This is a genomic window from Paeniglutamicibacter psychrophenolicus, from assembly GCF_017876575.1.
GTDB lineage: Bacteria > Actinomycetota > Actinomycetes > Actinomycetales > Micrococcaceae > Paeniglutamicibacter > Paeniglutamicibacter psychrophenolicus.
Window position 1 is genome coordinate 4,105,932 of record NZ_JAGIOE010000001.1, and the last position, 25,357, is coordinate 4,131,288.

Here is a 25,357-nt window from a genome sequence, read left to right on the forward strand (position 1 = left end):
GTCCTATTTCGAGTGGGTTGTCAGGGGTCTATTGCGCCATCGGGATGCGCACGCCGCGGTCGCGGGCGACCTCGATGGCGCGCTCGTAGCCGGCATCCACGTGGCGGATCACGCCCATGCCCGGGTCGTTGGTCAGCAGCGCCTCGAGCTTGGCCGCGGCCAGCTCGGTGCCATCGGCCAGCGAAACCTGTCCGGCGTGGATGGAACGGCCGATGCCGACGCCGCCGCCGTGGTGGATCGAGACCCAGGTGGCACCGGAGGCGGTGGCGGTCAGGGCGTTGAGCAGCGGCCAGTCGGCAATGGCGTCCGAGCCGTCCTTCATGGATTCGGTCTCGCGGTAGGGGGAGGCAACGGAGCCGGAGTCCAGGTGGTCGCGGCCGATGACGATCGGCGCGGAGACCTTGCCCTCGGCCACCAGCTGGTTGAACAGCAGGCCGGCCTTCTGGCGTTCGCCGTAGCCCAGCCAGCAGATGCGGGCCGGCAGGCCCTCGAATTCGACGTGCTCGGCCGCGGCATCGAGCCAGCGGTGCAGGTGCTCGTTTTCCGGGAAGAGTTCCTTCAGTGCCTCGTCGGTGACGCGGATGTCCTCCGGGTCGCCGGAGAGTGCCACCCAGCGGAACGGTCCCAGGCCCTCGCAGAAGAGCGGGCGGATGTAGGCCGGGACGAAGCCCGGGAATTCGAAGGCACGGTCGTAGCCGCCCTGGCGTGCCTCGTCGCGGATGGAGTTTCCGTAGTCGAAGACCTCGGCCCCGATGTCCTGGAAACCGACCATCGCCTCAACGTGGCGGGCCATGGAGACCTGGGCCTTCTTGGTGAAGCCCTCCGGATCGGCCTGTGCCTCGGCATCCCACTGCTCCAGGGTGTACTCGACCGGCAGGTAGGAAAGCGGGTCGTGTGCGGAGGTCTGGTCGGTGACGATGTCGATGGCCACTTCGCCGGCCTTCTGGCGGCGCAGCAATTCCGGGAAGACCTCGGCGGCGTTGCCGACATAGCCGACGGACAGCCCGCGGCCCTCGTTCTTCGCGGCGGTGACCTTGGCGATGGCCGCATCCAGGTCCAGCTCGACGTCGTCGAGGTAGCGCTTGCCCAGGCGGCGGCGCAGGCGGTCCTCGGAAACATCCACGATCAGGCAGGCACCGCCGTTGAGGGTGACGGCCAGCGGCTGGGCGCCGCCCATGCCGCCGCAGCCGCCGGTCAGGGTCAGGGTGTTGGCCAGGGTGCCGTTGAAGCGCTTGGCGCCGATGGCGGCGAAGGTCTCGTAGGTGCCCTGCAGGATGCCCTGGGTGCCGATGTAGATCCAGGACCCGGCGGTCATTTGGCCGTACATCATCAGGCCCTCGGCCTCGAGCTTGCGGAACTCGGGCCAGGTGGCCCAGTCGCCGACCAGGTTGGAGTTGGCGATCAGCACGCGCGGGGCCCACTTGTTGGTGCGGAACACGCCGACAGGCTTGCCGGACTGGACCAGCAGGGTCTCATCCTCTTCCAAATCGGTCAGGGTCTTGATAATTGCGTCGTAGGCTTCCCAGGAGCGGGCCGCGCGTCCGGTGCCGCCGTAGACGACCAGATCCTCGGGGCGCTCGGCGACCTCCGGGTCGAGGTTGTTCATCAGCATGCGCAGCGGGGCCTCGGTCTGCCAGCTCTTGGCCGTCAGCTTGGTGCCGCGGGGGGCGCGGATGACGCGGGAGGGATCATGTCGGGTGAAGCTCATGGGTTTGTTCTCCTTGCCGGTGATACTGAAATGTGGTGTTGTTTGAGGAAATTCTTATGGGCGGTTGGTGGTTGTGCTGCCGGATTCGCCCCGGGTTCAGCTGCCGACGGCGGCACCCAGGAGAGCCCGGGCCTCGGCGGCGACCAGTTGTCCGATGCGCTCGATCTCCGCCGGATTCATCCGGTAGCTGGGTGCGACCACGGATATCGCGGCCACCGGCCCGTCCAGCTCTGCAGCTCCGGTTGCCCCGAATTGCCGCAGCGGAGCGGCGATGGCGGTCACATCGGCTTCAACTCCCTTGTCGGAGACCGCATAGCCGGATTCCGGGGTTTTTCCGGCGAAGACGAGGCCCAGGCTGGAGCCCTTCAACGGCACGCTGCGGCCCACCCAGGAGGCGTGGCGCACCGAGTGGGTGCCCTCGGCGATGGCCAGGTACACGGCGTGATCGCTACCGGTGCCGTGGTGGCCGCGCACCGAAAGGTAGGCTGATTCACCCGTCGCATCGACCAGGCGCTGCAGGGCCGGGGCGGCCAGGTGGATCAGCGATTCGTGGCTCAGCGCCTGGGCGCCAAGCTGGACCAGGCGCAGTCCCGGCCGATACTCGCCCACCTCGTCCTTGCGAACGAAGCCGCTGTTTTCCAGGGTGCGCAGCAGGCGCAGTGCGGTGGACGCGGAGAGCTCGGTGCCCCTGGCAACCTCAGCCAGCGTTACCGCCCCGGCATCGCAGACGGCGCCCAGCAACTGCAGTGCCCGCTCCACGGTGCGTGTAGACGGTTCCGCCACGGTTATCCTCCATCTGGGTGGTTCTTGCTTGAAAGTGTTGGCTTGAGAGGCCATCTGGCACCCCTGGACAAAATTCAAACGTCCGGGGGCTTGCCCCAAAGCCAGTGATGCGTTTCACTTATTGAAACGCTAATTTCATCCTTTGGCAAGTGTTCGCGAGATTTGGCTCACACGAAACCACGGAAACCGACCCCTGTGAGAAGGAAACACCATGAACGCCAGCATCACCCTGTCAAGCGACAGCATCACCATTTCAACCGGCGCACTGCGCCCGCAGGACGTCGTGGCCGTTGCACGCCACGACGCGAAGGTGGAACTGGGCGCCGAGGCCCTGGCTGCCATCGAGTCTTCCCGCGCCGTCATCGAGGATCTGGTCAGCGACACCGTCCCGCACTACGGCGTGTCCACCGGCTTCGGTGCGCTGGCCACCAAGCAGATCCCGATTGAATTGCGCGCCCAATTGCAGCGCTCGTTGATCCGTTCGCACGCTGCCTCGTCCGGCGCCGAGGTGCCGCGCGAAGTGGTCCGCGCACTGATGCTCAACCGCATCTCCACCCTGGCCACCGGCCGCACCGGAGTCCGCCCGGTCGTGGCCTCCACCTACGTGGATATCCTCAATGCCGGAATCACCCCGGTCATCGGCGAATATGGGTCACTGGGCTGCTCCGGGGACCTGGCTCCGCTCTCGCACGCCGCGCTGCTGCTGATGGGCGAAGGCCCGGTCCGCAACGCCGAAGGCGTGGCCATGGACGCCTCCGAGGCCTTGGCGGCCGCAGGGATCGAACCGGTGGTGCTGGCCGAGAAGGAGGGCCTGGCCCTGGTCAACGGCACCGACGGAATGCTCGGCATGCTGCTGATAGCCGCCGCCGATCTGCACGCATTGGTGAGCATCGCCGATATTTCCGCCGCCATGAGCGTCGAGGGCCTGCTGGGCACCGATGCCGTCTTCGCACAGGACCTGCACGCCCTGCGCCCACACCCGGGCCAGCGCGACTCGGCCGCCAACATGCGCAACGTACTGGCCGGCTCGACGCTGATTGAGGAGCAGAAGGCCGGTGCCCACAAGTTCACCCGCGTACAGGATGCCTATTCGCTGCGCTGCGCCCCACAGGTGCACGGAGCGGTGCGCGCCACGCTGGCCCACGCCGAATCGGTGGCCGCGATCGAGCTGGCTTCGGCCATCGACAACCCCGTGGTCACCCACGACGGCCGGGTGGAATCCAACGGCAACTTCCACGGCGCCCCCGTCGGCTACGTGCTGGACTTCCTGGCCATCGCGGTCGCCGATTTGGCCTCGATCTCCGAACGCCGCACCGACCGTTTCCTGGACAAGGCCCGCAACCACGGCCTGAACGCCTTCCTGGCCGACGACCCGGGCGTCGACTCCGGCCACATGATCGCCCAGTACACCGCTGCCGGCATCGTCTCGGAGCTCAAGCGCCTGGCCGTTCCGGCCTCGGTGGACTCGATCCCCTCCTCCGCCATGCAGGAAGACCACGTGTCCATGGGCTGGCACGCGGGGCTGAAGCTGCGCAAGGGCATCGACGGACTGGCCCGCGTGCTGGCCATCGAGCTGCTCACCAGCGCCCGCGCGCTGGACATGCGCGACGGCGGGTTGGAGTCCTCCAAGTCCTCCCCCGTGATCACCGCGGTGCGCGAAGCCATCCGCACCAAGGTCGAAGGCCCGGGCACCGACCGCTTCCTCTCCCCCGAGATCGAGTCCGTGTTCCAGCTGGTGGTTGACGGTTCGCTGCTCGCTGCAGCCAACTCGGCGCTCGACGCCCCGCTGGCCTAATGCCCGCGTCCCCATCCACCCCGGACCGGGGCACGGGCACCAAAGGGACCCGCGCCCTGGCTCCCGGGACTGTCATCGCCTATTCCGGGCTCCGGCCCGTCCCGTGGCGCAACGGCGGCGGGGTCACCCGGCAGATCGCGGCCGGCCGACTGGATTCCTCCGGCAACCCGGAGGAATCCACCGGGGATGACTGGAGCTGGCGACTGAGCATTGCCGATGTCCGCGAGTCGGGGGATTTCTCCGTCTTCACCGGGATGGCGCGGATCTTGACCGTCATCGAGGGCGCGGGCATGGTGCTGTGCACCGACGGGATCGAGCGGCGGCTGGAACGCTACGCTCCGTATGGCTTCGACGGAGCGGCCACCACCAGTGCGACATTGCCCGGGGGACCGATTCGGGACTTCAACCTGATCACCCGCAACGGATCGGTGCATGGGCGCGTTGGGCTTGTGGAGCTGGTGCCGGGGCATCCGCTGCCGCTCACCGGAGGCAGCCTCGGCGTGCTTCTGGCGGGCACGGCCACACTGCTGGCGGACGGCCACCGCCGCCATGAGCTGGAACGCTACGACACCGTCGTGGGCGGAGGGGAATCCGCACCCGTCCTGGAAGGCCGCGGCTCCATGGCCGTGGTCTGCCTGACCCCGGCATAGCCCACGGCGGGGCCGGTGCCCCTGCGAGGTACCGGCCGGCCGTGCCGGGCGCCGTCGGGATGTGGGCGCGGCCCCAGGCCGCGAGATCGCCCGCGTCAAATTGGCGCGGGCAGGTGTCTGGCCCGGATAATTTCTTCCATGCCGTCTTCTTCCGTCCTGGGTTTCGCCGGGGTTGCCCTGGTCGTGGTGCTGGCCCCCGGTCCCGACACCTTCCTTGCCCTTCGCTATGCCCTGAACCGTCCACGCAACGGGATCGCCGCCGCGCTGGGGATGATGGTCTCCATCATGGGTTGGGCGGCATTGGCGGGGCTGGGCGTGGCGGCACTGTTGCAGACCTACCCGGCCATCCACCAAGCCATCGCCATCGTCGGCGGCGCGTACCTGCTCTACCTGGGCCTCGGGTCGCTGATCAAGGCCAAGTTCCTGGCCGGAGCCACGGCGGCGACCGCACGCACGACCACGCGATCGGCAACGGTTCCCGGGACCGAATACACGATCATCCAATCCATCCGTGCCGGCGTGATTTCTTCGGCATTGAACCCGAAGCTGGGCCTGCTGTTCCTGGCGTTGATGCCACCATTCATACCCGCCGGCTCGAACATGCTCGGCTCCGCCATGATCCTCGGTGCCATCTTTGCGGCCATGGGATTTGCCTACCTGGCCGTCCTGACGGCCATCGCCGCCCGGGCCATGGCATGGTTCAAGAGCCCGACCGTGGGCATCTGGCTCGAGCGGGTGTCCTCCGCAGCCCTGGCCATCATGGGCGTCGTGGTGCTCATCGGGGCCTTCCTCTAGCCCCATTAGACTTCTTCCCATGACAACCACGAACCGCGCGCTGGCCACCGGCACCGTCTTGCATCTTGCAGATTCCCCCAAACGGAAATGGGCCCACGGCGACGTGCGGGAAATTGCCGCCGGAAGGTTGGGCCCGGATGCCGGCTTGCTGCCTGCCGAAGGCAGCCATTGGAATTGGCGCCTGAGCGTCGCCTCGATCGAGCGCGCCGGGGAGTTCACTCCCTATGATGGATTCGACCGCACGCTGACAGTGATTTCCGGGGAGCTGCTCGAACTGACCGTCGACGGCGCCGCCCAGGCGGTGGAGGCCCTGCGTCCCTTGAGGTTCTCCGGCGGCAGCGCGGTCAAAGCCGCGCTGCCCACCGGTGAGGTGCTGGCGCTGAACCTGATCACCCGTACCGGATCGGTGCGAGGCAGCGTGCGCATCGTGGAGCTGTCCAAGAAGCGCGAGCAGCATCTGTTCGGCGCCCAGTTCGGCGTGCTGCTGCAGGGCAGGGCCGTCGTGCGGCACGCCGACACCGAAGAGCCGCTGGAACTGCGCGACACCGTCATTGGCGGCGAGGAGGACTCCCCGCGAATTTCCGGCCGCGGCTTCATGGCCGTGGTGTCACTGGATCTTCCATAGTTCCTGGCCCGGGCAACGGCGGCGTTGCCCGGGGCCGTCGGCGAACGCCGACCGGGTCTTGGACTACTTGGTGAGGCCCGGCGAGACCGGCACGAATTCGATGGCGTTCTTGCGGTGGATCTTCACCGGCGAGCGCGAGAAGCCCTTGGCGTCCATGTTGTTCCCCAGGCGGAAATCTGCCAGGGCAGCGTCATAGAGCTCGTTCATCCGGCGACCGCTGACCTCTTCCTGGGTCCCGTCGGCGAAGGTGACCGTCAGGGTCATCTTTTCGGGAAAGTGCCGGTTCATCCGAACAAATCCGTCGGAGTCCTGCTTGAGGTTGATCATGTGCATCCTTCAGTCGATAGCGTGTGTCCCCCAAGTCTTCACCATGCCCCGCCGATTTCTGCGGCGCCTTGCATTGCAACGGCAAGTTTTTCGCGCCGGCCCTTCAGGCCAGGTGCGCAGCCAACGCCTCACGCATGATCTCGGAACGGGTCTTGTGTTCCTTCCTTGCCCGGGCGTCGATGGTTCCCAGCTCCTCCACGGTCAGCCGCACCGGGACCACCTGTGACGGCAGGGCCCCACGACCGGGTCGACCGCGCCCACGTTTCTTGAGGGTCTGCACGTTGTATCCGCGCTCAGCTTCTGCTGCCCAGGCCTCTATTTGATCCTCGGAGACCGGAACCCCATTGATCGTCTCGCGCTCGCTCATACGAATATCGTCATACGGAAAGATCGTTGCTGGAAGGTTTGCACCAGCCAGGCCCAGCTTCGCCCCAAGCGACCCGTGCAGGTGTCAGGGTTCGGGCGCATCCCAGGGCATGACACACCGGGATCGGCAGTCTTCCTGTCTCTTGCCCGGCCACTGGGTGCCAAAGGAACGGTTGCAGGGACAGCGGTTCGGGGTGTTCGGGTTACCGATGACTCGGAAGCGCGGCGGCTTGATGCGCGCGCTGTAGTCGAGGGTGGCGGAGGGCAGCAGCGCCGCGGCACTGTCGCTGACGACCAGCTCGGCCCCCGGGCAGCCATAGACGACGTCCCGCGGCCCGCCGGTTTCGAGGGTGAACACGTAGGTGTCCCCGCAGCAACCTCCGGGTTCGACATCGATCCGCACGGTCCCGCCGAGGGCCTCCAACTGCAGGATGGCCGCCGGGGTGACGCGGAAGGGAGGGAACACGGTTTCGCTCATGCCCGCCAGCCTTGACACCGCTGCCACGGGACCCCCCTGCCTCGCCACCCCGAGGCCAACATGCATGACACCAATTTGTTGGCGCAAGTCATTGACGTGACGTCATTGTGGTGTCACTCTGACATTGTGAATGTTTCCCGTTACGTCAAGAACCTGCAGAACCAGCTCTCTGCGGCCGCCCAGGCATCGGGCGACGAGGCCCAGGCCGTCGCCGAACGGCTGGCCCCGACGCTTGATGCCTCCCTCAGGCTGCTGCTGCTTGAGGTCCTCTCGGACGCCGCCGCAGAAATCACCACCGACCTGGCACCGGGCTCGGTCGATGTGCGCCTGCGCGGCGCCGACCCCGAATTCGTCGTCACCGCTCCCCCTGCGGCTTCCCCCGGTTCCGCCGACCACGAATCCTCCCCGGCCGAACCCTCGTTGCCGGAACCGGGCCAGGACGCCGATTCGGCGACCTCGCGCCTGACCCTGCGGCTGCCAGAAGGCCTCAAGGCCCAGGTCGAGGCCGCCGCCGCGCGCGAGGGCCTCTCGGTCAACACGTGGCTGGTGCGTGCCGTCTCGGCCACGCTCACCACCCCTCCCGGGGCCGCAGCACAGCGCCCGAGGAACTCCGGCCACCGTTTCACCGGCTGGGTCAGTTAGGACAACGCCATGCACACCTTCCAGCCATCGGGCCCGGTCACCGCCTCCATCGACCTGTCCATGGGCAACATCCGCATTCTCGCCGGCGACGGCGAGGTCCTCACCGTGCGGGTTGAGCCGTCCAACCCCGCCAAGGCCGCCGATGTCCGCTCGGCCGAGTCCACCGTCGTCGACTTTTCCGGCAACCGGCTGGAAGTCACCCAGCCCAAGTCGCTGCGCACCTACACGTGGTTCAGCTCCGGCAGCTCCATCGAACTCACCGTCCACCTTCCTTCCGGCTCCCGCGTCGGGGCAAGCACCGCCTACGGGGACATCCGCACAGAGGGGGCCCTCGGGCCCTCGAGCCTCAAGACCTCCTACGGGGACATCGCGGTGGAGCAAGGCGAGGACCTGCGGCTGCGCACCGCCTACGGGAAGGTGGAACTGGACCGCGGCACCGGACACACCGACATCCGCGGCGGGAAGGTCCGCGTGGGGCAGCTCGACGGTACCGCCGCGATCAGGAGCGCCGAGCACGGCACCCACGTGGGCCTGGCCACCGGCGACCTGCGGATAGCCTCCTCCTACGGCGACATCGAGGTCGACAGCGCCCTGGCAACCGTCGTGGCCAAGACCGCCTACGGGAAGGTGCGCATCCACGATGCGCTGCGCGGGGCCATCGACATGCGCAGTTCCTACGGCGAGCTGGAACTCGGCATCCGCGAGGGCAGCGCGGCCTGGCTGGATCTGGAGACCGGCCACGGCACCGTGCGCAACAACCTCACCGCCACCGGTTCGGTTCCCGGGGATTCGGCAGACACCCTGCGGGTCACCGGCCGTACGTCCCACGGCGACATCACCATCGTCCGTGCCCGCCCGGTGTGCTGAGCGGCATGGGAACACACACCCCGCGTCGGGCCCTGCCGAGAACGGGCGGGAACCCCGGGGCAGGCTCTTGCCTCCATCCGGTCACGGGGCCTACATTTAGAGAACGCATAGTTCTCTAACGCGTTCGGGTTCCCGGCCGTGCAACGCAGGTCCACATCCCCCAGGAGGAAACATGGGCACCAGGACGACTTCCCGCCCCGTGGCAGTTGCACCGCTGGCCGGGTTCGGCTCGGCAGACCTCCCCGTGGTCGGCGGCAAGGCGGCCCACCTCGGCGAGCTCATGCGTGCGGGACTGCCCGTGCCCCAGGGATTCGTTGTCACCACCGACGCCTACGCGCAGGCTGCGCAGCTCGCCGGGCTGCAGGCGCTCTTCACCGACCCGGCCGCCACGCCGGCGGCCCTGCGAGAGGCGATCCTGTCCACCGGGATGCCGAAGGACATCGGCCAGGCGGTCACCGCAGCCTACCGCCGGCTCGGGGAAAACGTCCCGGTCGCGGTGCGCTCCAGCGCCACGGCCGAGGATCTTCCCGGCGCCGCCTTCGCCGGGCAGCAGGACACCTACCTCAACGTCGTCGGGGCCGATGCGGTCATCGATGCGGTGGGCCGCTGCTGGGCCTCGTTGTTCACCGACCGCGCCGTCGACTACCGGCGCCAGCGCCTGATCACCCCGGCCGAGGTCCGCATCGCCGTGGTGGTGCAGGTGATGGTCGAATCCGACACCGCCGGGGTGATGTTCACCGCGGACCCGCTCAGCGGGGCGCGGGACCGCATCCTCATCGACGCCGGCGCCGGACTGGGCGAGGCCGTGGTTTCCGGCCTTGTCACCCCCGACCACTACGTCCTGGAGACCGGCGGGAAGCTGCTGGAATGGAAGCCCGGACGCGGCGAGGTCGTCATCCGCCCGGCTGCAGGCGGCGGGGTGGCCCACGAGGCGGCGACGCGAGAGACGGCGCCGGCCGGCGGAACAGATCTTCACGGCGCGCTGCTCACCGCCGCGAACCTGGCGTCCCTGGCAGGCCATGCGCGCACCATTGCCGGGCACTTCGGCCGCCCGCAGGACATCGAATGGGCGATCGCCGCCGGCAAGACCTGGATCGTGCAGGCCCGGCCCATGACGGCACTGCCCGAGCCCACCGCACCTCTCGGGCGCTTCCGCCGGCTGCAGGGCGCCATCCTGGCCGAGTACCTGCCCGTGCGGCCCTACCCGCTGGATGTGACCACGCAGGTCGCCCACGGACCGGCCGAAATGATGCACGGGATCACCGAATACTTCGGGCTGGAGGGCGCCTTCACCAACTACCTGCGCGAACAGGACGGGGTGGTCGTTGCCCTGGTCCTGCCATCCCCCCGCCCCACCCCGCGCATGCTCCTCACCCCGGCGAAGCTGGCCCGCAAGGCCCGCCGCTTCAAGCCCGCAAGCTGGTCCGCCGATCCCCGGCAGGCCGCCTTCCTCGCCGAGGTCCACGCGCTGGAGTCGCTCGAGCTTGCGGCGCTGCCCTGGGCCGCGCTGCTGGATGTGCCGGCCCGCGCCATGGCCACGCAGGATTATTGCCGGGACCTGCGGATCGACTACCTGCCCGGCAGCGGGCTTGCCCTGGCGCGAATGATCGTGTTCACCGCCGTGCTGGGCCGCCGCAAGCTCGTCGCGGACCTGCTCGGAGGCGCGCAGACCCGCACCGAGGATTCCAACCAGGCCCTGGCCAGGCTTGCCGACGAGCTGCGGGCCGACCCGCGGCTGCGCGAGGCACTCACCGGACTCGACGCGGAACAGGTTTCCCTCGCACTTTCGCAGGATCCGCGGCTTGCCGGATTCGCCGCCCGGCTTGAAGCGTTCCTTGCCGAGTTCGGCCGCCGCGAAACCACCTCCCCGCTGCTGGTCAGCGCCCCGACCCTGGCCGAGTCCCCGCAGATCGTGCTGGGCATGGTGCTCTCCCTGGCCGGCGCCCCGGCCGCGAAAGGCGCAGCGAACTCGCGCTCCGCCGCCGCCCTGGAGAACCTGCTGGAACACCGGCTGCTGCGCGGCCCGCGCCTGGCCAAACTCGCCCGCGCCCGGGTCCAGGCCGCCCGGGAAGCGGTGGCCTTCCGCGAGGACACCCACTTCCACTTCACCGCCGCGCTGCCGGTGCTGCGCCGCTCGCTGCTGCAGATCGGGGCCCGGCTGCAGAAAGCGGGGGTGCTGCACGAACCGGAGGAGGTCTTCCACCTGCGCTGGGAGGAACTCACCGGGATCTTCGACGCCGCGGCCATCCCCGCCGGGCAGGCCGAGCGGCTGCGCTTGGCCATCCGGGCGCGCACGGCCAAGCGCGCCGAGCTCGCCGGCGTGCCGATGTTCAACGCCTCGGTGTTCTTCCCCGCGGCGGCCGCCTCGGATGCCCTGGCCACCGGCACCCCGGCGGGCTCAGGCACCGCCACCGGCATCGCCCGGATCATCCGCGACGCCGCCGACTTCGAGCGGCTGGGGCACGGCGAGATCCTGGTGTGCCCCTACACCAACCCGGCCTGGACGCCGCTGTTCCGCCGGGCCGCCGCCGTGGTGGTGGACACCGGGTCCGTGGCCTCGCACGCGGCGATCGTGGCGCGCGAGTACGGGATCCCGGCCGTCATGGGGACCGGAAACGGAACCGCGGTGATCTCCGACGGGGAGAAGGTCACCGTGGACGGGACGCGCGGGCGCATCACCCGCGCAGCGCAGGCAGCGGCCACGGCATGAAAACGGAGCCCCTGGACCACCGCACGCTGCCGCGCCGGCGCGGGCAGGAACTGGACGAGGCCATCCTCGCCGCGGCCCTGGCCGAGCTTTCCGAGCACGGCTACCCGGCCTTGACGATGGAGGCGGTCGCCAAGCGGGCCGGTGCCGGCAAGGCCTCGCTGTACCGGAGGTGGGAGACCCGTGCGGCACTGGTCATGGACGCCGTCTACACGCTGGCCCCTTCCCCGCAGGACCTGCCCGACACCGGCGCGCTGCGTGGGGACCTGTTCGCGGCCCTCCGCCTGGGCGCGGCCGCGCTGCGGGGCCCGGCCGGGGAGGCCATGCGCGGGATGCTCGCCGAGGCGCTTCCGGATGCCGAACGAAGCAAGGCGCTGCGGGCCCGCTCCCAGGGCAGGAACCGCCAGCTGATGGCCGAGGTGCTGCGCCGCGCGAGCGCACGGGGCCAGGTCCCGGACGGAGCGGTGACCCCCGCGCGGCTGGAGGTCGGGGCCGCCTTGCTGCGCAACCACTTCCTCTTTCGCGGGGAACCGCTGGACGATGGCACGCTCGTGGGCTTCGTGGACGAGGTGCTGCTGCCGCTCTTTGGCACGCTCCCGAACCAGCCAGGCTGAGCCGCGGGTCCTCTCGGCGGCCCGGTTAGAATGGCTGCTTCACCGCCAACCGGGATTGGGCGCCGGCAGCCATGGACTACAACGACTTCGAGCTCGTCGCCTTCTGGGTGCTCTGCTTCGCCGCGGCACTGCCGCTGGTGGCCATCGGGATCCACGTGCATCTGAGCCGCGGTGCCAGGGCACTGGACTGGTACATGTTCCTGGGATGCCTCGGCTCGATCGTCTACGGGCTCTTCGCCGGACTGGCCGTCGGGGCGGCGTTCCCCCCGCCCCATGTCCCGGGCCTCTCCGAAGGCAAGGGCCTGGACCTGCGCGGAATCTCCTTGGTCTTCGGCTCCTGGTTCGGTGGAATCCTCGGTTTCCTCGCCACCCTGGCCAGCTTCGCGACATCCAAGGCCGTCCGCTGGCGCCGGCAGCGCCGGGCCGCCCGATCCCACCTTATGCAGGCACCAGGCACCGGGCAGCAATAGCGCCCCTCCCGGCTCAGGCGCGCAACACCCGGTCCTCGATCCGATCGGGCACCCAACCGCCCCCGTCCCGGACCAGGTTCACCGCCAGCGGCAATTGGTGCGAGGCGCTTTCCACGATGTGCATCAGGTAGCCCGCGGTGTTGGGAAACGCGATGAGGTCGTTCGGGGCGGCACCGCGCGGGAAGACGAATCGCCGGCGCAGGATCAGCTCCTCCTCGATGCAGTAGGCACCCACCAAAAACCCGCTGAACGGCTCGCGTGCCCGCCGCGGTTCTGCCGCGTGCAGCAGGATCGGGTCCAGCAGGAAGTCGGCCGAGGTCGAGCGGCACTGGGTCCGGTTCATGTGCAGGCCCAGCAGCGGCACCCCGTCGCTGCGTTCCTTCACGAAGGCCACCGCGGCCAGGGTCATGCCGCACCCGTCCAGCAGTGAACGCCCCGGTTCGCAGCGCAGCTGCAGGTTCCGTGCAACCAGCAACTCCGCGATGGTTTCCGGGGTTCCCGCGGGCCGGGAGCCCAGGACGGCATCGAGCCACGGTCCGCGGACCGGCTCCTGGTGGTAGGGGTACACGCCGGTGCCCGGGTTCGTCCCCACGGACCCCAGCGAATCGGCCTTCCAGGTGACGTCCTCGCTCCCGGCGGGCTGGCCCGCGAGCGCCTCCCAAAACGCCGTCCACTGCCCGGAGTCATCCAGGTAGGACATCGGGATGCCGCCTCCCATGTCGATGAAACCTGGTGCATGCCCCAACCCGGCCAGCGCGTCGACAAGTCGGAGGGATTCGGCAAGCACCAGGGCGCGATGTTCGGCGCTGTACCCGTTGAGGTGGAAGTGGATCCCGGCGACCTCAAGCCGATCGGGGACGTGAACCCCGCGCAGGAACCCGAGCCAGCGATCTGCCCGCAGGCCGAAGCGGGTGGGCGGCAGCAGGGGGTTGGCCGAGGCCAGGCGCAGCGCGACCCTGGCCCGCACCCCGCGGACGGCGGCAACCTCCAGGAGGTCTTCGGCTTCGTCCCGGTTGTCCAGGCTCACCACCACGCCGTTGTCCAGGGCCAGGGCCAGCAGCGCCCGGGACTTGACGGCCGCCGTGACGATGACCTGGTCGGGGTCCACGCCGCGGCGCAGGGCCTGGTTGAGCTCGTGGAAGCTGGCCACGTCGACACCGCCGTCCGCATTCACCGCCGCATCGATGGCACCGATGGTCTTGTTGGCCTTGCACGCCAGGTACACCTGGAAATCCACGGAGTGCTCCGCGGCTGCCGCACGCAGCTCGCCGGCGTTGCGCCCCAGGGCGGAGAAGTCGTGGAGGTTCACCGGGGAGCCGAAGGTCTCGATCAGCTCCCGGCACCCCGCGGGATCCGCCAGCACCGCCTCCATCCAGGGTTCGAGGCGGGCGGTGAGCGGGAGCGTTCCGTGCATCAGGGGTTTCATGAGCGTTCTCCAAGGTGCTGCGGCATCCGTTGCCGCACGATGCGCTGGGCCCACCGCCGGTGTTCGTCGTGCAGCGTGCGGTTCAGGGTGTCGTGGCCCAGCGTGGGGCCCTCGGTGGGGCGTCCGAGCGCGGCCAGGGATTCGTTGCGGTTGCCGCGTGCGTCGAGGCAGGTTCCATCCGTGTCGGTCAACAGCCCGGTTTCCCCCGCGCGCACCATGACCTGTCCGGACGACAGCAGGCCCGCGACGAGGGGCGAGAAGGCTTCTCCGCCGGGTGCCGGGGCCGCCAGGACGCCGGGAGGCGGCGTGACCGCATCGATGAGCAGGGTGTCGGTCGGCGGTCGTGGCGGGAATGTGCCCTGCTCCAGCAGGCCCGCATCGAACAGCGCCAGCAGCTTCAAGGCAGTGTGTTCGGGAGGCCCGAAGGCCATGCGCTCCATCGACCTGGCCACGCGCCGGAAAATCCGCTCCTGCGCGGGATCCCAGCGCACCCGGGAGACTGCGTGCACCAGCTGGGGATACAGGCCCGACCACACCCTGCCCCACACCCACGCCGTGCCGGGAAGCGTGTGCCCCCGGTTCACCTCAATGCTGAGGCGGAGGTGTTCGGCGGCCGTTTCGGTGCCGCGTCCCGGTTCCCCGCGCCCGGTCAGGGCCGTGCGCCACAGGTCCAGGGGCGTGGCAGGTGCCCCGGAGAGGCGCGCGCATTCCATCGCGCAGGCCAGCAGGATGCCAAAGAGCCCGGTGCATCGGGCGCCGGGCCCGCCCGGGCGTGCGGCGAGGCCGGCACCCCACGCCAGGACCTGGTCCCGGTACGCGTCGAGGCACCGGTTGATCGTTTCGGGCACCTGCGCGGGCTTGGGTTCCATGGGCAGGTTGCCCAACGATCCCATGGTGATCTTGGCCGGTTCCCGCCCGCCGGGAACATAGCCCAGCGACGGGCCGCCGGCGCCCTCGATCGGCATCCATTGCCCGCCGCGGCCCTCGGTCAGCAGGAGCACCGCATCGTAGGCGGTCAGCGCGGCACCCCGGATCAGGACCGCGCTTCCGGCCGGGACGGCTGCCTCCCCCAGCGCTCCGTAGTCCCCGATGAGGGCGTCCGGGTTGCACGCGCCGGCGAGCGGTGGCCCGGGGGCCTCGCCGGGCAGCCCGTGTCCGGTCGCCAGCACCACCTCGTCATAGAACCCGGTCCCGGCGTCGCTGGCAACCTCCCATTGATCCCCGGCGCGTGCCACGCCCGTGACGCGGGCCGGCACGTGGGCCAGCGGGAACCTGGCGGTGTCGGCCAGAGTCCGGAACCGCTCCTGCAGGTACCTGCCGACCACGGCCCGGGGCGGGTAGGGCTCGGTGCCGTACCGGGGCTCGACCCGGGCCACCCAGGAAGCGAAGGACCCGTCTCCTTCGTCGGTTGTGGCGTCAACGATGCCCGCCGCCACGTTCAGCCGCACATGTCTGGGCTGGCCCGCCTGCCAGACCCGCCCGGCACCGGGCGGGTAGGGGTCGAAGACCTCGACGACCGGGCCTTCGGCGCTTGCGGGGGAACATCGGTCATTCAGTTCCAGCAACGCAAACAGGGTCTTGGGCCCTCCCCCGACGAAGGCTATGCGTGTCATCGGGTGCTGGTGCCCTGCACCCGGTCCACGGCGCTTGGTTCCGGCTCGCAGCCGAGGTTGTTGCGGACCCAGTCGTCGTCATAGACGGTGTGCAGGTACGGCACGCCGGAATCGTGGACCAGGAAGCCGATGCGCGAGCCTTCCCCGAGGCCAGGCATGTGCCGTTCCATGGCCGCAACGATCGCCCCGGTGGAGGCGCCCGCGAGGATCCCTTCGCGTTGGGCAAGCCTGCGGCACCCGCGGACCATGTCGATCTCCTCGATCCTGCACACCACGTCGGGGTCCGCCTGCAGGGACAGCTCCGTCACGATGCCCGCACCCAGACCCGGAAAGCGCCGCAGGCCTTCCTCGCCGCCAAACAGCACCGATCCGACGGCGTCCACGGCCACCAGCGTGGTTTGAAGCTGGTGTTGGCGCAGGTACCGTTGGCAGCCCAGGAGCGTGCCGGTGGTGCTGGTGGCCACGAACAGCATGTCCAGCCGCCCGTCAACCGCCTCCATGAATTCGGGCATCGTCGTGCTGAAGTGCGCGTCCGGGTTGGCCGGCGATCCGTATTGGTTGGTGGTCACCGCACCTGGGTGCTCGTCCAGCAGCTGTTGGACCCGTTGCCGCCGGGCGGCGAGCTTGTTGCCGTCGGGCGGCGTTGGCACCAGCTCGACCCTGGCCCCGTAGGCCCGCATTATCTCCAGCGCCGAGCGGTTCGCGTTCTCGTCGACGACCGCCACGAAACCGATCCCGCGGACCACCGATTGCCGAGCCAGCGCGATGCCGAGGTTCCCGGAGGTCGATTCCACGATCAGGCCGCCGGGTTCGAGACGTCCGGAAGCCACGAGCGATTCAATGAGACTGTTGGCCGTTCGCTCCTTGGTGCTGCCCGAGAGCTGGAGCAGGTCCAACTTGGCAAAGATCTCCATCCCGGAGCCCTCGAAAAGACGTTTCAGCTTGGCCGTCGGGGAACTCATCGGGCTCAGTGTTCCGTCGCTGTACATCTTCGCTCCTTGCATTTGGTTGGACAGATCATCCGGCCCGGCGGCCCTGGAACGGAAGGGACCTGGCTGGAGCCGAGGCCATCCGGCGATTCGCCCCGGCGCGGGGAACGCCGAAACCGACATCACGGACGCACCCGTGGTGGCGGGTTACGACTGTGGCCAGTCTAGGAGCGGGGTACGGGTTCTGAACAGGGAATATCGACAGAATCGACTTTCCCCCGGGAAACTCGCAGGAATGACGTGCCCGACGTGCACAAGCGCCCCGCGTGGCAAAATAGTGCCATGGACATGCCCCTGGATTCCCTCCCCAAGCGTCTGGTCGGACAGCAATTCCCGCTGCTGTCCCTTCCGTCCACCACCGGGGAAACCCTGGGGCCGATGGACTTCGCCACCGGTTCCTTCGTGCTGTTCATCTATCCGCGCACCGGGCGCCCGGACCGTGTGGAACCGCCCGAATGGTCCCTGGTTCCCGGCGCCAAGGGCTGCACCCCGGAGGCTTGCGAATTCCGCGACCTCGCCTCCGACTTCGCGTCAATCGGCTACCGCGTCTTTGGCCTGTCGAGCCAGGACACCGACTACCAGCGCGAGGCCGCCGAACGCCTGCACCTGCCCTACCCGCTGCTTTCGGATCCCGGCTTCGTGCTGGCCACTGCGTGCGGCCTGCCGACCTTCGGCTTCGACGGTGAACTGCTCCACGTCCGCAGCACTCTGGTCGTGCGCGAACGCATGATCACCCACGCATTCCTGGGCATCAACGACGCAGCAACACATCCCGCGGCACTTCTGGAGGAATTGCGGCGATCCCGCCCGGGCGTCGGCCTCCATTGAGACGATGGCCGCACCCATTGATATCAATCGATTCAGAATAAAAATTGAAATCGACTCAAGGGTCTGAAGAATATTTTTAGTTGTTTTATTTCGATCGAACACGCCCCCAAATCCACGGTACCGACCAGTAGGTTTCTCGCGGGTAATTTAATTGCTTCGCCTACGGCGATTCGAATTGGACTCGTCGACGACGATGCACAACTGAAATTCGGCGTTACACATTGCGACATCACAAGTAATAAAAGGAAATCTTCCAGTTGACGCTAAATCTTTGCGATTGATTTTCTTCCGTAGAAAACCACCAGACTGCCCAGCCAAGAGGCGCCGGCAACGGCGGCCCACCGGAGAACTCTCAAAACCTACATTGGCCCATGTCGCGCTAGATTTCGCGGAAGAACAGGCGCAACCCCGCCATCACATCCCGGCCCGCGTCACCGCTCATTCGGCATGCCTGGAGCACCCGCCAAGCCAGTCACTCCGCCCGCGAATCGTTCGTTCATGGCACGCGTCACAATCACCTTCCGTACATGCGCAGTTCACTTTTCCGCACTACGTTTGCTGAACTTGATCATTGAAATGGTGAATCCGAAATGACCAGCACACACTTGTGCGTGCAATTCGGTCTTGGGGGTTGGTGCTCACCTTGGTGCCGCATTCCCCGTGCATTCCGACATGGACCGGAATGCACGGGAACGCGGCGACGCGGGCCTGCCTGCCTCCGCCGGATTCAGCTAAGTCACGACGGAAGGAGTAGGAAAATGACCGCGAATGCGAACAAGACCGGCGGCAAGGAGACTGTGCTGCGGAGCCAGACCACCACGACGGTGGCCAAATTTCCATCAAGCACGAGCAAGGTTGCAAAAAGCCCTGCCCCGAAGAAAACCGGCACGGCTTCAACATCCAAGGCCGTCAGCCCGAACGCGCCGGCAGACTCCAAGCCGGCACCGACCCCGCGGCCGGCGACCGCTGCGAAACCAGCAGTCTCGGGCGCTACGTCGCCCACCACCGTGAACCCGACCAAATCCTCCAAGGCAGCGGCCAAACCAGCCGAAAAGTCAACCACCAAGCCCACTGCCCAGAGCACAGGACGCTCGAATGCGGCAACAGCTGCCTTTGAAAAGCTGGCGGCAAAACCGGCAGTAGGTGCCACCAAGCCCTCCGCCGCAGAGACCAAGACCTCCACCGGTTCCACCTTGGCGGGCGAGACCACTGCGCCCACCAAGAAAGCGTCCACGAAACCGGCAACGACGCCGGCAACACAGAAGACAGGTGACCCGATCAAGAACACGCCTGAAGCCAAATCCATGACACCGGCGACTACCGCCGCCAAGCCTGCAGCCGCTACGAGCACCACGACGGACAAGCCCGCGGCCCCGGAGACCGAGCCCGCAGCCGTAAAGCCGGACAAGCCGGCAACCACGGCCACCCCCGCGAAGACGACGGCTGCGGAAACCGCAACTCCTACGGAATCCACACCAGCTTCCGCATCCGCTGTGGCCCCGAAGGCAACGGCGGCCAAGCCAGCGGCAACCAAGGAAACCCCCGCCGCGGCCAAGGCAGCAGCCCCGGCCAAGGCAGCAGCCCCGGCCAAGGCAGCAGCCCCGGCCAAGACCGCCACCGCCAAGAAGTCGACAACTGCGGAAACCGCAGCTCCTACAGAATCCACGACAACTTCCGCATCCGCTGTGGCACCAAAGGCAACGGTGGCCAAGCCAGCGGCAACCAAGGAAACCCCCGCCGCGACCAAGGCAGCAGCCCCGGCCACGAGCGTTGCCCCGGCTGCGAAGGAATCATCCTCGGCGAAGGCCCCGGCCGTATCGAAGAAACGAGCGGTAGCCACTACCAAGCCGGCAACGACGACCACCTTGCCACGTGCCACTCCGAGCGGTCCCGAGGCACCGGAGGCGACCATCGGCACCGATGCCGCGTTCGCCGAGGCGCTCCCCGCCGAGTCGGTTCCGCACACGCTGCACAACATCTCCGAGGTTCGCCATTTCTTCCGCACCAACGACGTGCCGATCTTCTTCATCGGAGCCACCCCGTTCAACCTCCTGGGCTTGGACCGCTGGGTGCGGAACTTCACGTACATCAGCTACTACGATGCCTGGGACGGGGCACACCCGCGCGTGTTCACCCCCGCGAACAAGCCCTACCGGGTGTTCGGCTCCGGCGAGGAAATCAACAACTGGCTCCTGCTGAACCCCGAGGTCCGCGCCCGCATGGGCAAGGACCTGAACCCCGGCGTGCGCCCGAAGGTCGCCATGGTCTTCTTCGACGAGGAAACCCAGCAGATCTGCGACGAGCTGGGATATGACCTGATCCTGCCCCCGGCCGAGCTGCGCAGCCGGCTCGATTCCAAGATCGTCACCACCCGCCTGGGCAACGAGGCCGGTGTGGCCTCCGTGCCCAACGTCCTGACCGCGGGCTCCGACTGGAAGACCCTGCGCGCCGAGGCCGACGCGGCCGGGCTCGGCGACGAACTGGTCGTCCAGACCCCCTACGGGGATTCGGGCAAGACCACCTTCTTCATCAACAACGAGTCGGACTGGGACGAGCACAGCGCGCAGATCGTCGGCGAGGACATCAAGGTCATGCGCCGGATCAACAACCTGCCGTTGGCCGTCGAGGCGGTGCTCACCCGCTCGGGAACCGTCGTGGGCCCGTTCCTCACCGAGCTGGCCGGGCACGACGACCTCACCCCGTACCCGGGCGGCTGGTGCGGCAACGAGATGCACCCCGACGTCTTGACCGACACGCAGCGCCTGCTCGCCACGGACCTGGTCCAGCGCATGGGGGCCCGCCTGTCCAAGGAGGGCTACCGCGGGTTCTTCGAGGTCGACGTGCTCGTTGACGTCGACACCGACGAGGTCTACCTGGGCGAGCTGAACCCGCGCATTTCCGGGGCCTCGGCGATCACCAACGTGACCGCCGGCGCCTATGCGGACGTGCCGCTGTTCCTCTTCCACCTGCTCGAGTACATGGACGTGGAATTCGAGCTGGACATCGAGGAGATCAACAAGCGTTGGGAAGCGCTCTCCGGGGCCGACACCTGGAGCCAGATGATCATCAAGGAAACCCACGAGACCGTCGAGCTGCTCACCGCCACCCCGGCCACCGGCCAGTACTACCTGGATGCCAACGGCGCCATGGTCTTCAACCGGGCGGCGATGGACTGGCACATGCTGCAAAACGAGTCCGAGGCGTTCTTCCTGCGCATCTACGGCCCCGGCGACTACCGCTGGAAGGGCGCAGACCTGGGGATCCTGGTCACCAAGGGGCGGCTGCAGGTCGACAGGGACGGTTCGCCGAAGCTGAACATCAGGGCCAAGCACTTCATCGACTGCCTGCGTGCCGGCTTCACCGGCATGCCGCTGGGCGAGGGCGCGCGGCCGCACGGGTCGGAACCCCTCGGTGTGAAGTCCCAGTGGTAGGGTCCGAATAATTCCATACGGTGGTGCGGTATGCAGATGCCGCACCGCCGCGGACCTGCATCCGCCGCCTGTGCGCGGCAACGAAGAAGCCGCAACGTTGCGGCCACGAAAGGAACCAGTCGTGGACGGCACAAACCCTGAGCACCGCAACCCGGGCGTCGACATCAAGAACTGGCAATTGCCACAGAACCTTCGTTGGTCATTCCAGCACATCGCCGATTTCCTGCCCACCGCGATGATCTCGCGCGGACAGGGCCCGGCCTCCGTGTTTCCCGTGGCACTCCGCGACCTGGATTCGGTTCCCATTCCGGCCGCTTGGCCCGCGGAGCCGCCGATGAGCGTCGGCTCGGTCATGGCCACCACCGATACCGACGGATGGATGCTGATGCACCGCGGGACGGTGCTTGCCGAGCAGTATTTCGGCGACCTGTCCGCCGGGGCCCCGCACCTGCTGATGTCGGTCAGCAAGTCGTTGGTTGGAGCGGTGGCCGGGTCGCTGTGCGACTCGGGGCTGTTGGACCCCGAAGCCCTGTTGACCAGCTACCTTCCGGCCTTGTCCGGCACCGGCTATGACGGGGCAACCGTGCGCCACCTGCTGGACATGCGCTCGGGCATCGAGTTCTCGGAAGACTATCTTGATCCCCGGGCCGAGGTGCGGATGCTCGAGCAGGCGATCGGCTGGGCCGATCCCGACTCGGCGGGCCCGATCGGGATGTACACCTTTTTGATGACGCTGCGCCGGAAATGGGAACACGGCGGGGTATTCGAGTACCGCTCCTGCGAGTCCGACATGCTCGGGTGGGTCTGCGAGGCTGCCGCCGGCGCTCCGATGCCCATGCTGCTCTCGCATCTGGTGTGGGGCAAGCTGGGGGCCGAGTTCGATGCCTCGATCGGGATCGACCAGTACGGCACCGGCATGTTCGACGGCGGGATCAACGCCACGCTGCGCGACATGGCCCGCTTCGGCAGCCTCTTCCTGAACGAGGGCAGCTCCCCCACCGGCGAGCGCGTGCTCTCCCGCAAGTGGATCCACGAAACCCTGGCGGGGGCCCCGGACTCCCGCGCGGCCTTTGCCCAAAGCCCGGGCGACAACCGGATGCCCGGGGGGATGTACCGCAACCAGATGTGGTTCCCCTACGAGGGAAACGACGTATTGCTCTGCCTGGGCATCCACGGGCAGATGGTCTACATCAACCGGCCCGCCCAGGTGGTCGCCGTGAAATTGTCGAGCTGGCCGCTGCCGCAGGATGCGGCCAAGCTCTTTGGCACCCTGCGTGCCTTCGACGCGATTGCCGCGGTGCTGTCATCGGAAACCCCGGCGGCATCCCAGGCGTTCCTGCCGCTGTTTGGCGTCCCGGGGCGGGAACACCCGCTGGCCGCCGACAGCGAACCCAGAACATCAGCCTGACTTGTGCTGCCCGCAACGTGCACACCCAAAGATTGGAACAGAAGTGACAGCGCCACTGGCGAAAATCGACGCCACCCCCTATGCCACACCCTCCAGCGTGTGGCGACTGCGCACCGATGCCTGGGAATTCCTGGGCTACGGCTCCAAGCAGCTCACGGCACTGGCCACCCCGGGCAAAGGCGTGACAGCGGCCCACCAGCAAATGCTGGTCGAGGTCAATCGCAAGCTCAACGTCCTCGAAGCCATCGAGCCCTATTGGGCGGTGCCGGGCAAGTCCCACCTGGCGACGCTGCGCGCCCGCATCGAGGACGGCGACTACCCCGCCGCCCTGGACCTGGTGGAACCGGTCACCCGCGGCTTCGCCCGCTTCAGGCACGAGGTCGATGACCGGGCCACCGACCTCGATCCCGAGGCCCAGCCCAACGACCAGACGCCGATGTCCGACCGCCGGCCGCGCTTCGAGGTCCTGGTCGTGGACGACATCTCCGAGACCGTCCGCGAGGAACTCGTCGCGGAAATGGCCGGCCAGCGCCGGGAATCGGACGCCTTCACGTACCAGGTCAACGTGGTTCCGTCCCTCGAGGACGCACTCATTGCGGTGATGCTCAATCCCACGATCCAGGCATGCATCCTGCGACCAGGGTTTGCCGTCTCCGCCAGGAACCGTCCCGGCGAGGACCTGCGCCGGTACCTCGACGGCATCCTGGACCCCGGGCTGCCGCAGTTCACGCCCAGGGCCCGCATCCTGTCCCTGGCCGACACCCTCAAGGAGCTGCGCCCGGAACTGGACCTCTACCTGGTGGCGGATGTGTCCATCGAGGAGCTCGCAGGGTCCTCGAACCGCCGCTTCAATCGGCTCTTCCGCCGCGAGGAGTCCATGGAACTGCATCTATCGTTGCTGGGCGGGGTTGCCGAACGCTACAAGACCCCGTTCTTCGACGCCGTGCAGCACCACAGCCGCAAGCCCGCCGCGGTCTTCCACGCCCTGCCCATCTCCCGCGGCGGATCGGTGGTCAATTCCCGCTGGATCAAGGACATGGGTGAGTTCTATGGATTGAACCTGCTCCACGCCGAGACCTCGGCCACCTCCGGAGGGCTGGATTCGCTGTTGGACCCGCACGGCTCCATCAAACGGGCCCAGGATCTGGCCGCACGAGCCTTCGGGGCGCGGCGCTCCTACTTCGTCACCAACGGCACCTCCACGGCCAACAAGATCGTGCACCAGTCGATCCTGGCCCCCGGGGACGTGGTCATCGCCGACCGAAATTGCCACAAGTCGCACCACTACGCCCTGGTGCTTGCCGGTGCGCAGGTCGCCTACGTCGATGCCTACCCGCTGAACGAGTACGCGTTCTACGGGGCCGTGCCGCTGAAGGCGCTCAAGTCCATGTTGCTTGACTACCGCCGTGCCGGGCGGCTGGACGAGGTCAAGATGGTCACGCTGACCAACTGCACCTTCGACGGCATCGTCTACGACGTCGAGCGGGTGATGGAGGAATGCCTGGCCATCAAGCCCGATTTGGTCTTCCTCTGGGACGAGGCCTGGTTCGCCTTCGCCGGCTTCCACCCGATCTTCCGCCGGCGGACCGCCATGGCCGCGGCCGCGCGGCTGCAGGCAAACTTCAAGGACCCCGCCTACCGGGCACGGGCCAAGGCCCAACGGGCGGCCCTCTTCGACCCGGAGACAGGCGAGCCGGTGGACGACGCGGCATGGCTCAGGACCAGGTTGCTGCCGGATCCGGACGCAACTCGGCTGCGCGTCTACGCCACCCAGTCCACCCACAAGACGCTGACGGCACTGCGCCAGGGCTCGATGATCCACGTCTTCGACGAGGACTTCAGCCACCTCAACGAGGTGACGTTCAATGCCGCGTACATGACGCACACCTCCACCTCGCCGAACTACCAGATCCTGGCCTCGCTGGACATCGGCCGCCGCCAGGCGGAACTGGAGGGCTTCGAGCTGGTGCAGCGCCAGGCCTATCTTGCCCTGTCCGTGGCCCAGGCCGTGGCCCGCCACCCGCTGCTCAAGAAGTACTTCCGGGTGCTGAGCACCTTCGACCTGGTCCCGGAGGAATACCGTGAAACCCGCCGTCCCATGCCGCTGCGCGACGGGATCGCCGCGATGGACGAGGCCTGGCGCACCGACGAGTTCGTGGTCGACCCGAGCCGGCTGACCCTGCACATCGGCAACACCGGGGTGGACGGGGACACCTTCAAGCACAAGTACCTGATGGACCTGCACGGGATCCAGGTCAACAAGACCAGTCGGAACACCGTCCTGTTCATGACCAACATCGGGACCTCGCGCAGCGCCGTGGCCTACCTCATCGATGTGTTGGTCAAGCTTGCCGAGCACTTCGAGACCGAGCGGGCGGAGATGTCCCCGCACGCGCTGGCTGCCCGCGAAGCGAAGGCCGCCCGGCTGCTCGCCACGCCCCCGCCGCTGCCCGACTTCAGCCGTTTCGCCGACAAATACCGCAGTGGTGCGCACACCGTCGACGGGGACATCCGCACGGCCTACTTCACCACCTACAAGAACGATGCCTGCGGCTACATCATGCCGAAGGAACTGATCGACCGGGTGCGTGCCGGGGAGGAAATCGTCTCCGCGGGGTTCGTGACCCCCTACCCGCCCGGATTCCCGATCCTGGTCCCGGGACAGGTGTTCACCAAGGAGATCCTCTCCTTCATGGCGGCGCTCGACACCCGTGAGATCCACGGATTCGATGCGGAATTGGGATTCCGGATCATCAACGACGTTCCCGCGCCCAGGGAACGGGGCTAGAGGCACCGTCCGCCGGGGGCCGCCCGGCGGACGGTGCTGCGGCCAGC

The 25,357-nt window shown here is 67.9% G+C and carries 22 protein-coding genes; 13 read left to right on the plus strand and 9 right to left on the minus strand.

Going from position 1 to position 25,357, the window contains the following annotated elements:
* Window positions 1-28: 28 nt before the first annotated feature.
* Together hutU and JOF46_RS18600 are read right to left on the minus strand one after the other, a co-directional pair.
* Window positions 29-1,708 carry a urocanate hydratase gene (gene hutU, locus JOF46_RS18595; protein WP_209909958.1) on the minus strand — a complete coding sequence of 560 codons (1,680 nt, stop codon included), beginning with the start codon at window positions 1,706-1,708 and terminating at the stop codon, window positions 29-31.
* A gap of 96 nt (window positions 1,709-1,804) precedes the next feature.
* Entirely contained in the window at window positions 1,805-2,491 is a 687-nt protein-coding gene (locus JOF46_RS18600) for an IclR family transcriptional regulator (protein ID WP_209909961.1), read from the minus strand.
* Window positions 2,492-2,702: 211 nt separating this feature from the next.
* On the opposite strand from JOF46_RS18600, the gene hutH reads away from it, so the two are divergent.
* The 4 genes from hutH to JOF46_RS18620 all read left to right on the plus strand — a co-directional run bounded on the left by hutH (window position 2,703) and on the right by JOF46_RS18620 (window position 6,356).
* On the plus strand, window positions 2,703-4,286 hold the full coding sequence (gene hutH / locus JOF46_RS18605; RefSeq protein WP_209909963.1) for a histidine ammonia-lyase: 1,584 nt from the start codon (window positions 2,703-2,705) through the stop codon (window positions 4,284-4,286).
* Window positions 4,286-4,936: a HutD/Ves family protein gene (locus JOF46_RS18610; RefSeq protein ID WP_209909966.1), complete on the plus strand. Its 651-nt coding sequence runs from the start codon at window positions 4,286-4,288 to the stop codon at window positions 4,934-4,936. Before hutH ends, JOF46_RS18610 begins: the two co-directional genes overlap by 1 nt.
* A gap of 138 nt (window positions 4,937-5,074) precedes the next feature.
* Window positions 5,075-5,731: a LysE family translocator gene (locus JOF46_RS18615; RefSeq protein ID WP_209909969.1), complete on the plus strand. Its 657-nt coding sequence runs from the start codon at window positions 5,075-5,077 to the stop codon at window positions 5,729-5,731.
* Between the two features lie 19 nt (window positions 5,732-5,750).
* A complete protein-coding gene (locus tag JOF46_RS18620; RefSeq protein WP_209909971.1) occupies window positions 5,751-6,356 on the plus strand; it encodes a HutD/Ves family protein in 606 nt (201 codons plus the stop codon).
* A 63-nt stretch (window positions 6,357-6,419) separates the two neighbouring features.
* Here JOF46_RS18620 and JOF46_RS18625 read toward each other — a convergent pair whose 3' ends face one another.
* The 3 genes from JOF46_RS18625 to JOF46_RS18635 all read right to left on the minus strand — a co-directional run bounded on the left by JOF46_RS18625 (window position 6,420) and on the right by JOF46_RS18635 (window position 7,527).
* Window positions 6,420-6,683, minus strand: a complete 264-nt coding sequence (locus tag JOF46_RS18625; RefSeq protein ID WP_209909973.1) for a hypothetical protein — start codon at window positions 6,681-6,683, stop codon at window positions 6,420-6,422.
* A 103-nt stretch (window positions 6,684-6,786) separates the two neighbouring features.
* On the minus strand, window positions 6,787-7,050 hold the full coding sequence (locus JOF46_RS18630) for a ribbon-helix-helix domain-containing protein (RefSeq protein ID WP_209909974.1): 264 nt from the start codon (window positions 7,048-7,050) through the stop codon (window positions 6,787-6,789).
* Window positions 7,051-7,134: 84 nt separating this feature from the next.
* Window positions 7,135-7,527, minus strand: a complete 393-nt coding sequence (locus JOF46_RS18635) for a HesB/IscA family protein (RefSeq protein WP_209909977.1) — start codon at window positions 7,525-7,527, stop codon at window positions 7,135-7,137.
* A gap of 126 nt (window positions 7,528-7,653) precedes the next feature.
* Between JOF46_RS18635 and JOF46_RS18640 the strand changes: the two genes are divergently transcribed.
* From JOF46_RS18640 to JOF46_RS18660, 5 genes are all read left to right on the plus strand, one after another.
* The gene (locus JOF46_RS18640) at window positions 7,654-8,169 is read left to right on the plus strand and encodes a toxin-antitoxin system HicB family antitoxin (RefSeq protein ID WP_209909979.1); all 516 of its coding nucleotides are present in this window, start codon (window positions 7,654-7,656) and stop codon (window positions 8,167-8,169) included.
* Between the two features lie 9 nt (window positions 8,170-8,178).
* Window positions 8,179-9,036, plus strand: coding sequence for a DUF4097 family beta strand repeat-containing protein (locus JOF46_RS18645; RefSeq protein WP_209909981.1), 858 nt, complete (start codon window positions 8,179-8,181; stop codon window positions 9,034-9,036).
* A gap of 172 nt (window positions 9,037-9,208) precedes the next feature.
* Window positions 9,209-11,746: a PEP/pyruvate-binding domain-containing protein gene (locus tag JOF46_RS18650; RefSeq protein ID WP_209909983.1), complete on the plus strand. Its 2,538-nt coding sequence runs from the start codon at window positions 9,209-9,211 to the stop codon at window positions 11,744-11,746.
* Window positions 11,743-12,357 carry a TetR/AcrR family transcriptional regulator gene (locus tag JOF46_RS18655; protein ID WP_209909985.1) on the plus strand — a complete coding sequence of 205 codons (615 nt, stop codon included), beginning with the start codon at window positions 11,743-11,745 and terminating at the stop codon, window positions 12,355-12,357. The genes JOF46_RS18650 and JOF46_RS18655 overlap by 4 nt, the downstream gene beginning before the upstream one ends.
* A 71-nt stretch (window positions 12,358-12,428) precedes the next feature.
* Window positions 12,429-12,827, plus strand: coding sequence for a hypothetical protein (locus tag JOF46_RS18660; RefSeq protein ID WP_209909988.1), 399 nt, complete (start codon window positions 12,429-12,431; stop codon window positions 12,825-12,827).
* A gap of 13 nt (window positions 12,828-12,840) precedes the next feature.
* Here JOF46_RS18660 and JOF46_RS18665 read toward each other — a convergent pair whose 3' ends face one another.
* Genes JOF46_RS18665 through JOF46_RS18675 form a run of 3 tightly spaced genes read right to left on the minus strand, consistent with a single transcriptional unit; the run spans window position 12,841 to window position 16,855 of the window.
* Window positions 12,841-14,253 (minus strand): alanine racemase, encoded by a 1,413-nt coding sequence (locus JOF46_RS18665; RefSeq protein ID WP_209909991.1) that lies wholly within the window; start codon window positions 14,251-14,253, stop codon window positions 12,841-12,843.
* Window positions 14,250-15,866, minus strand: coding sequence for an FAD/NAD(P)-binding protein (locus tag JOF46_RS18670; RefSeq protein ID WP_209909993.1), 1,617 nt, complete (start codon window positions 15,864-15,866; stop codon window positions 14,250-14,252). Before JOF46_RS18670 ends, JOF46_RS18665 begins: the two co-directional genes overlap by 4 nt.
* Window positions 15,863-16,855 carry a pyridoxal-phosphate dependent enzyme gene (locus JOF46_RS18675; protein WP_209909996.1) on the minus strand — a complete coding sequence of 331 codons (993 nt, stop codon included), beginning with the start codon at window positions 16,853-16,855 and terminating at the stop codon, window positions 15,863-15,865. Before JOF46_RS18675 ends, JOF46_RS18670 begins: the two co-directional genes overlap by 4 nt.
* Window positions 16,856-17,137: 282 nt before the next feature.
* On the opposite strand from JOF46_RS18675, the gene JOF46_RS18680 reads away from it, so the two are divergent.
* Window positions 17,138-17,683, plus strand: coding sequence for a peroxiredoxin (locus JOF46_RS18680; RefSeq protein WP_209909998.1), 546 nt, complete (start codon window positions 17,138-17,140; stop codon window positions 17,681-17,683).
* 736 nt (window positions 17,684-18,419) lie between these two features.
* Here JOF46_RS18680 and JOF46_RS18685 read toward each other — a convergent pair.
* Window positions 18,420-18,989: a hypothetical protein gene (locus JOF46_RS18685; protein ID WP_209910000.1), complete on the minus strand. Its 570-nt coding sequence runs from the start codon at window positions 18,987-18,989 to the stop codon at window positions 18,420-18,422.
* Between JOF46_RS18685 and JOF46_RS18690 the strand changes: the two genes are divergently transcribed.
* From JOF46_RS18690 to JOF46_RS18700, 3 genes are all read left to right on the plus strand, one after another.
* Entirely contained in the window at window positions 18,988-21,114 is a 2,127-nt protein-coding gene (locus JOF46_RS18690) for a biotin carboxylase (protein ID WP_209910002.1), read from the plus strand. The two genes, JOF46_RS18685 and JOF46_RS18690, sit on opposite strands and share 2 nt — an antisense overlap.
* Window positions 21,115-21,235: 121 nt before the next feature.
* The gene (locus tag JOF46_RS18695) at window positions 21,236-22,522 is read left to right on the plus strand and encodes a serine hydrolase domain-containing protein (protein ID WP_342592503.1); all 1,287 of its coding nucleotides are present in this window, start codon (window positions 21,236-21,238) and stop codon (window positions 22,520-22,522) included.
* Window positions 22,523-22,565: 43 nt separating this feature from the next.
* Window positions 22,566-25,310: an aminotransferase class I/II-fold pyridoxal phosphate-dependent enzyme gene (locus JOF46_RS18700; RefSeq protein ID WP_209912137.1), complete on the plus strand. Its 2,745-nt coding sequence runs from the start codon at window positions 22,566-22,568 to the stop codon at window positions 25,308-25,310.
* Window positions 25,311-25,357 lie beyond the last annotated feature (47 nt).

Excerpts from the sequence above, each read along its gene's own strand:
- JOF46_RS18620 (WP_209909971.1), top strand. The coding sequence starts at position 5,751 with ATGACAACCACGAACCGCGCGCTGGCCACCGGCACCGTCTTGCATCTT.
- JOF46_RS18655 (WP_209909985.1), top strand. The coding sequence starts at position 11,743 with ATGAAAACGGAGCCCCTGGACCACCGCACGCTGCCGCGCCGGCGCGGG.
- JOF46_RS18630 (WP_209909974.1), bottom strand. The coding sequence starts at position 7,050 with ATGAGCGAGCGCGAGACGATCAATGGGGTTCCGGTCTCCGAGGATCAA.
- JOF46_RS18610 (WP_209909966.1), top strand. The coding sequence starts at position 4,286 with ATGCCCGCGTCCCCATCCACCCCGGACCGGGGCACGGGCACCAAAGGG.
- hutH (WP_209909963.1), top strand. The coding sequence starts at position 2,703 with ATGAACGCCAGCATCACCCTGTCAAGCGACAGCATCACCATTTCAACC.
- JOF46_RS18670 (WP_209909993.1), bottom strand. The coding sequence starts at position 15,866 with ATGACACGCATAGCCTTCGTCGGGGGAGGGCCCAAGACCCTGTTTGCG.
- JOF46_RS18645 (WP_209909981.1), top strand. The coding sequence starts at position 8,179 with ATGCACACCTTCCAGCCATCGGGCCCGGTCACCGCCTCCATCGACCTG.
- JOF46_RS18650 (WP_209909983.1), top strand. The coding sequence starts at position 9,209 with ATGGGCACCAGGACGACTTCCCGCCCCGTGGCAGTTGCACCGCTGGCC.
- JOF46_RS18675 (WP_209909996.1), bottom strand. The coding sequence starts at position 16,855 with ATGTACAGCGACGGAACACTGAGCCCGATGAGTTCCCCGACGGCCAAG.
- JOF46_RS18625 (WP_209909973.1), bottom strand. The coding sequence starts at position 6,683 with ATGATCAACCTCAAGCAGGACTCCGACGGATTTGTTCGGATGAACCGG.
- JOF46_RS18635 (WP_209909977.1), bottom strand. The coding sequence starts at position 7,527 with ATGAGCGAAACCGTGTTCCCTCCCTTCCGCGTCACCCCGGCGGCCATC.
- JOF46_RS18615 (WP_209909969.1), top strand. The coding sequence starts at position 5,075 with ATGCCGTCTTCTTCCGTCCTGGGTTTCGCCGGGGTTGCCCTGGTCGTG.
- JOF46_RS18680 (WP_209909998.1), top strand. The coding sequence starts at position 17,138 with ATGGACATGCCCCTGGATTCCCTCCCCAAGCGTCTGGTCGGACAGCAA.
- JOF46_RS18660 (WP_209909988.1), top strand. The coding sequence starts at position 12,429 with ATGGACTACAACGACTTCGAGCTCGTCGCCTTCTGGGTGCTCTGCTTC.
- JOF46_RS18690 (WP_209910002.1), top strand. The coding sequence starts at position 18,988 with ATGACACCGGCGACTACCGCCGCCAAGCCTGCAGCCGCTACGAGCACC.
- hutU (WP_209909958.1), bottom strand. The coding sequence starts at position 1,708 with ATGAGCTTCACCCGACATGATCCCTCCCGCGTCATCCGCGCCCCCCGC.
- JOF46_RS18665 (WP_209909991.1), bottom strand. The coding sequence starts at position 14,253 with ATGAAACCCCTGATGCACGGAACGCTCCCGCTCACCGCCCGCCTCGAA.
- JOF46_RS18685 (WP_209910000.1), bottom strand. The coding sequence starts at position 18,989 with ATGGATTTGGCTTCAGGCGTGTTCTTGATCGGGTCACCTGTCTTCTGT.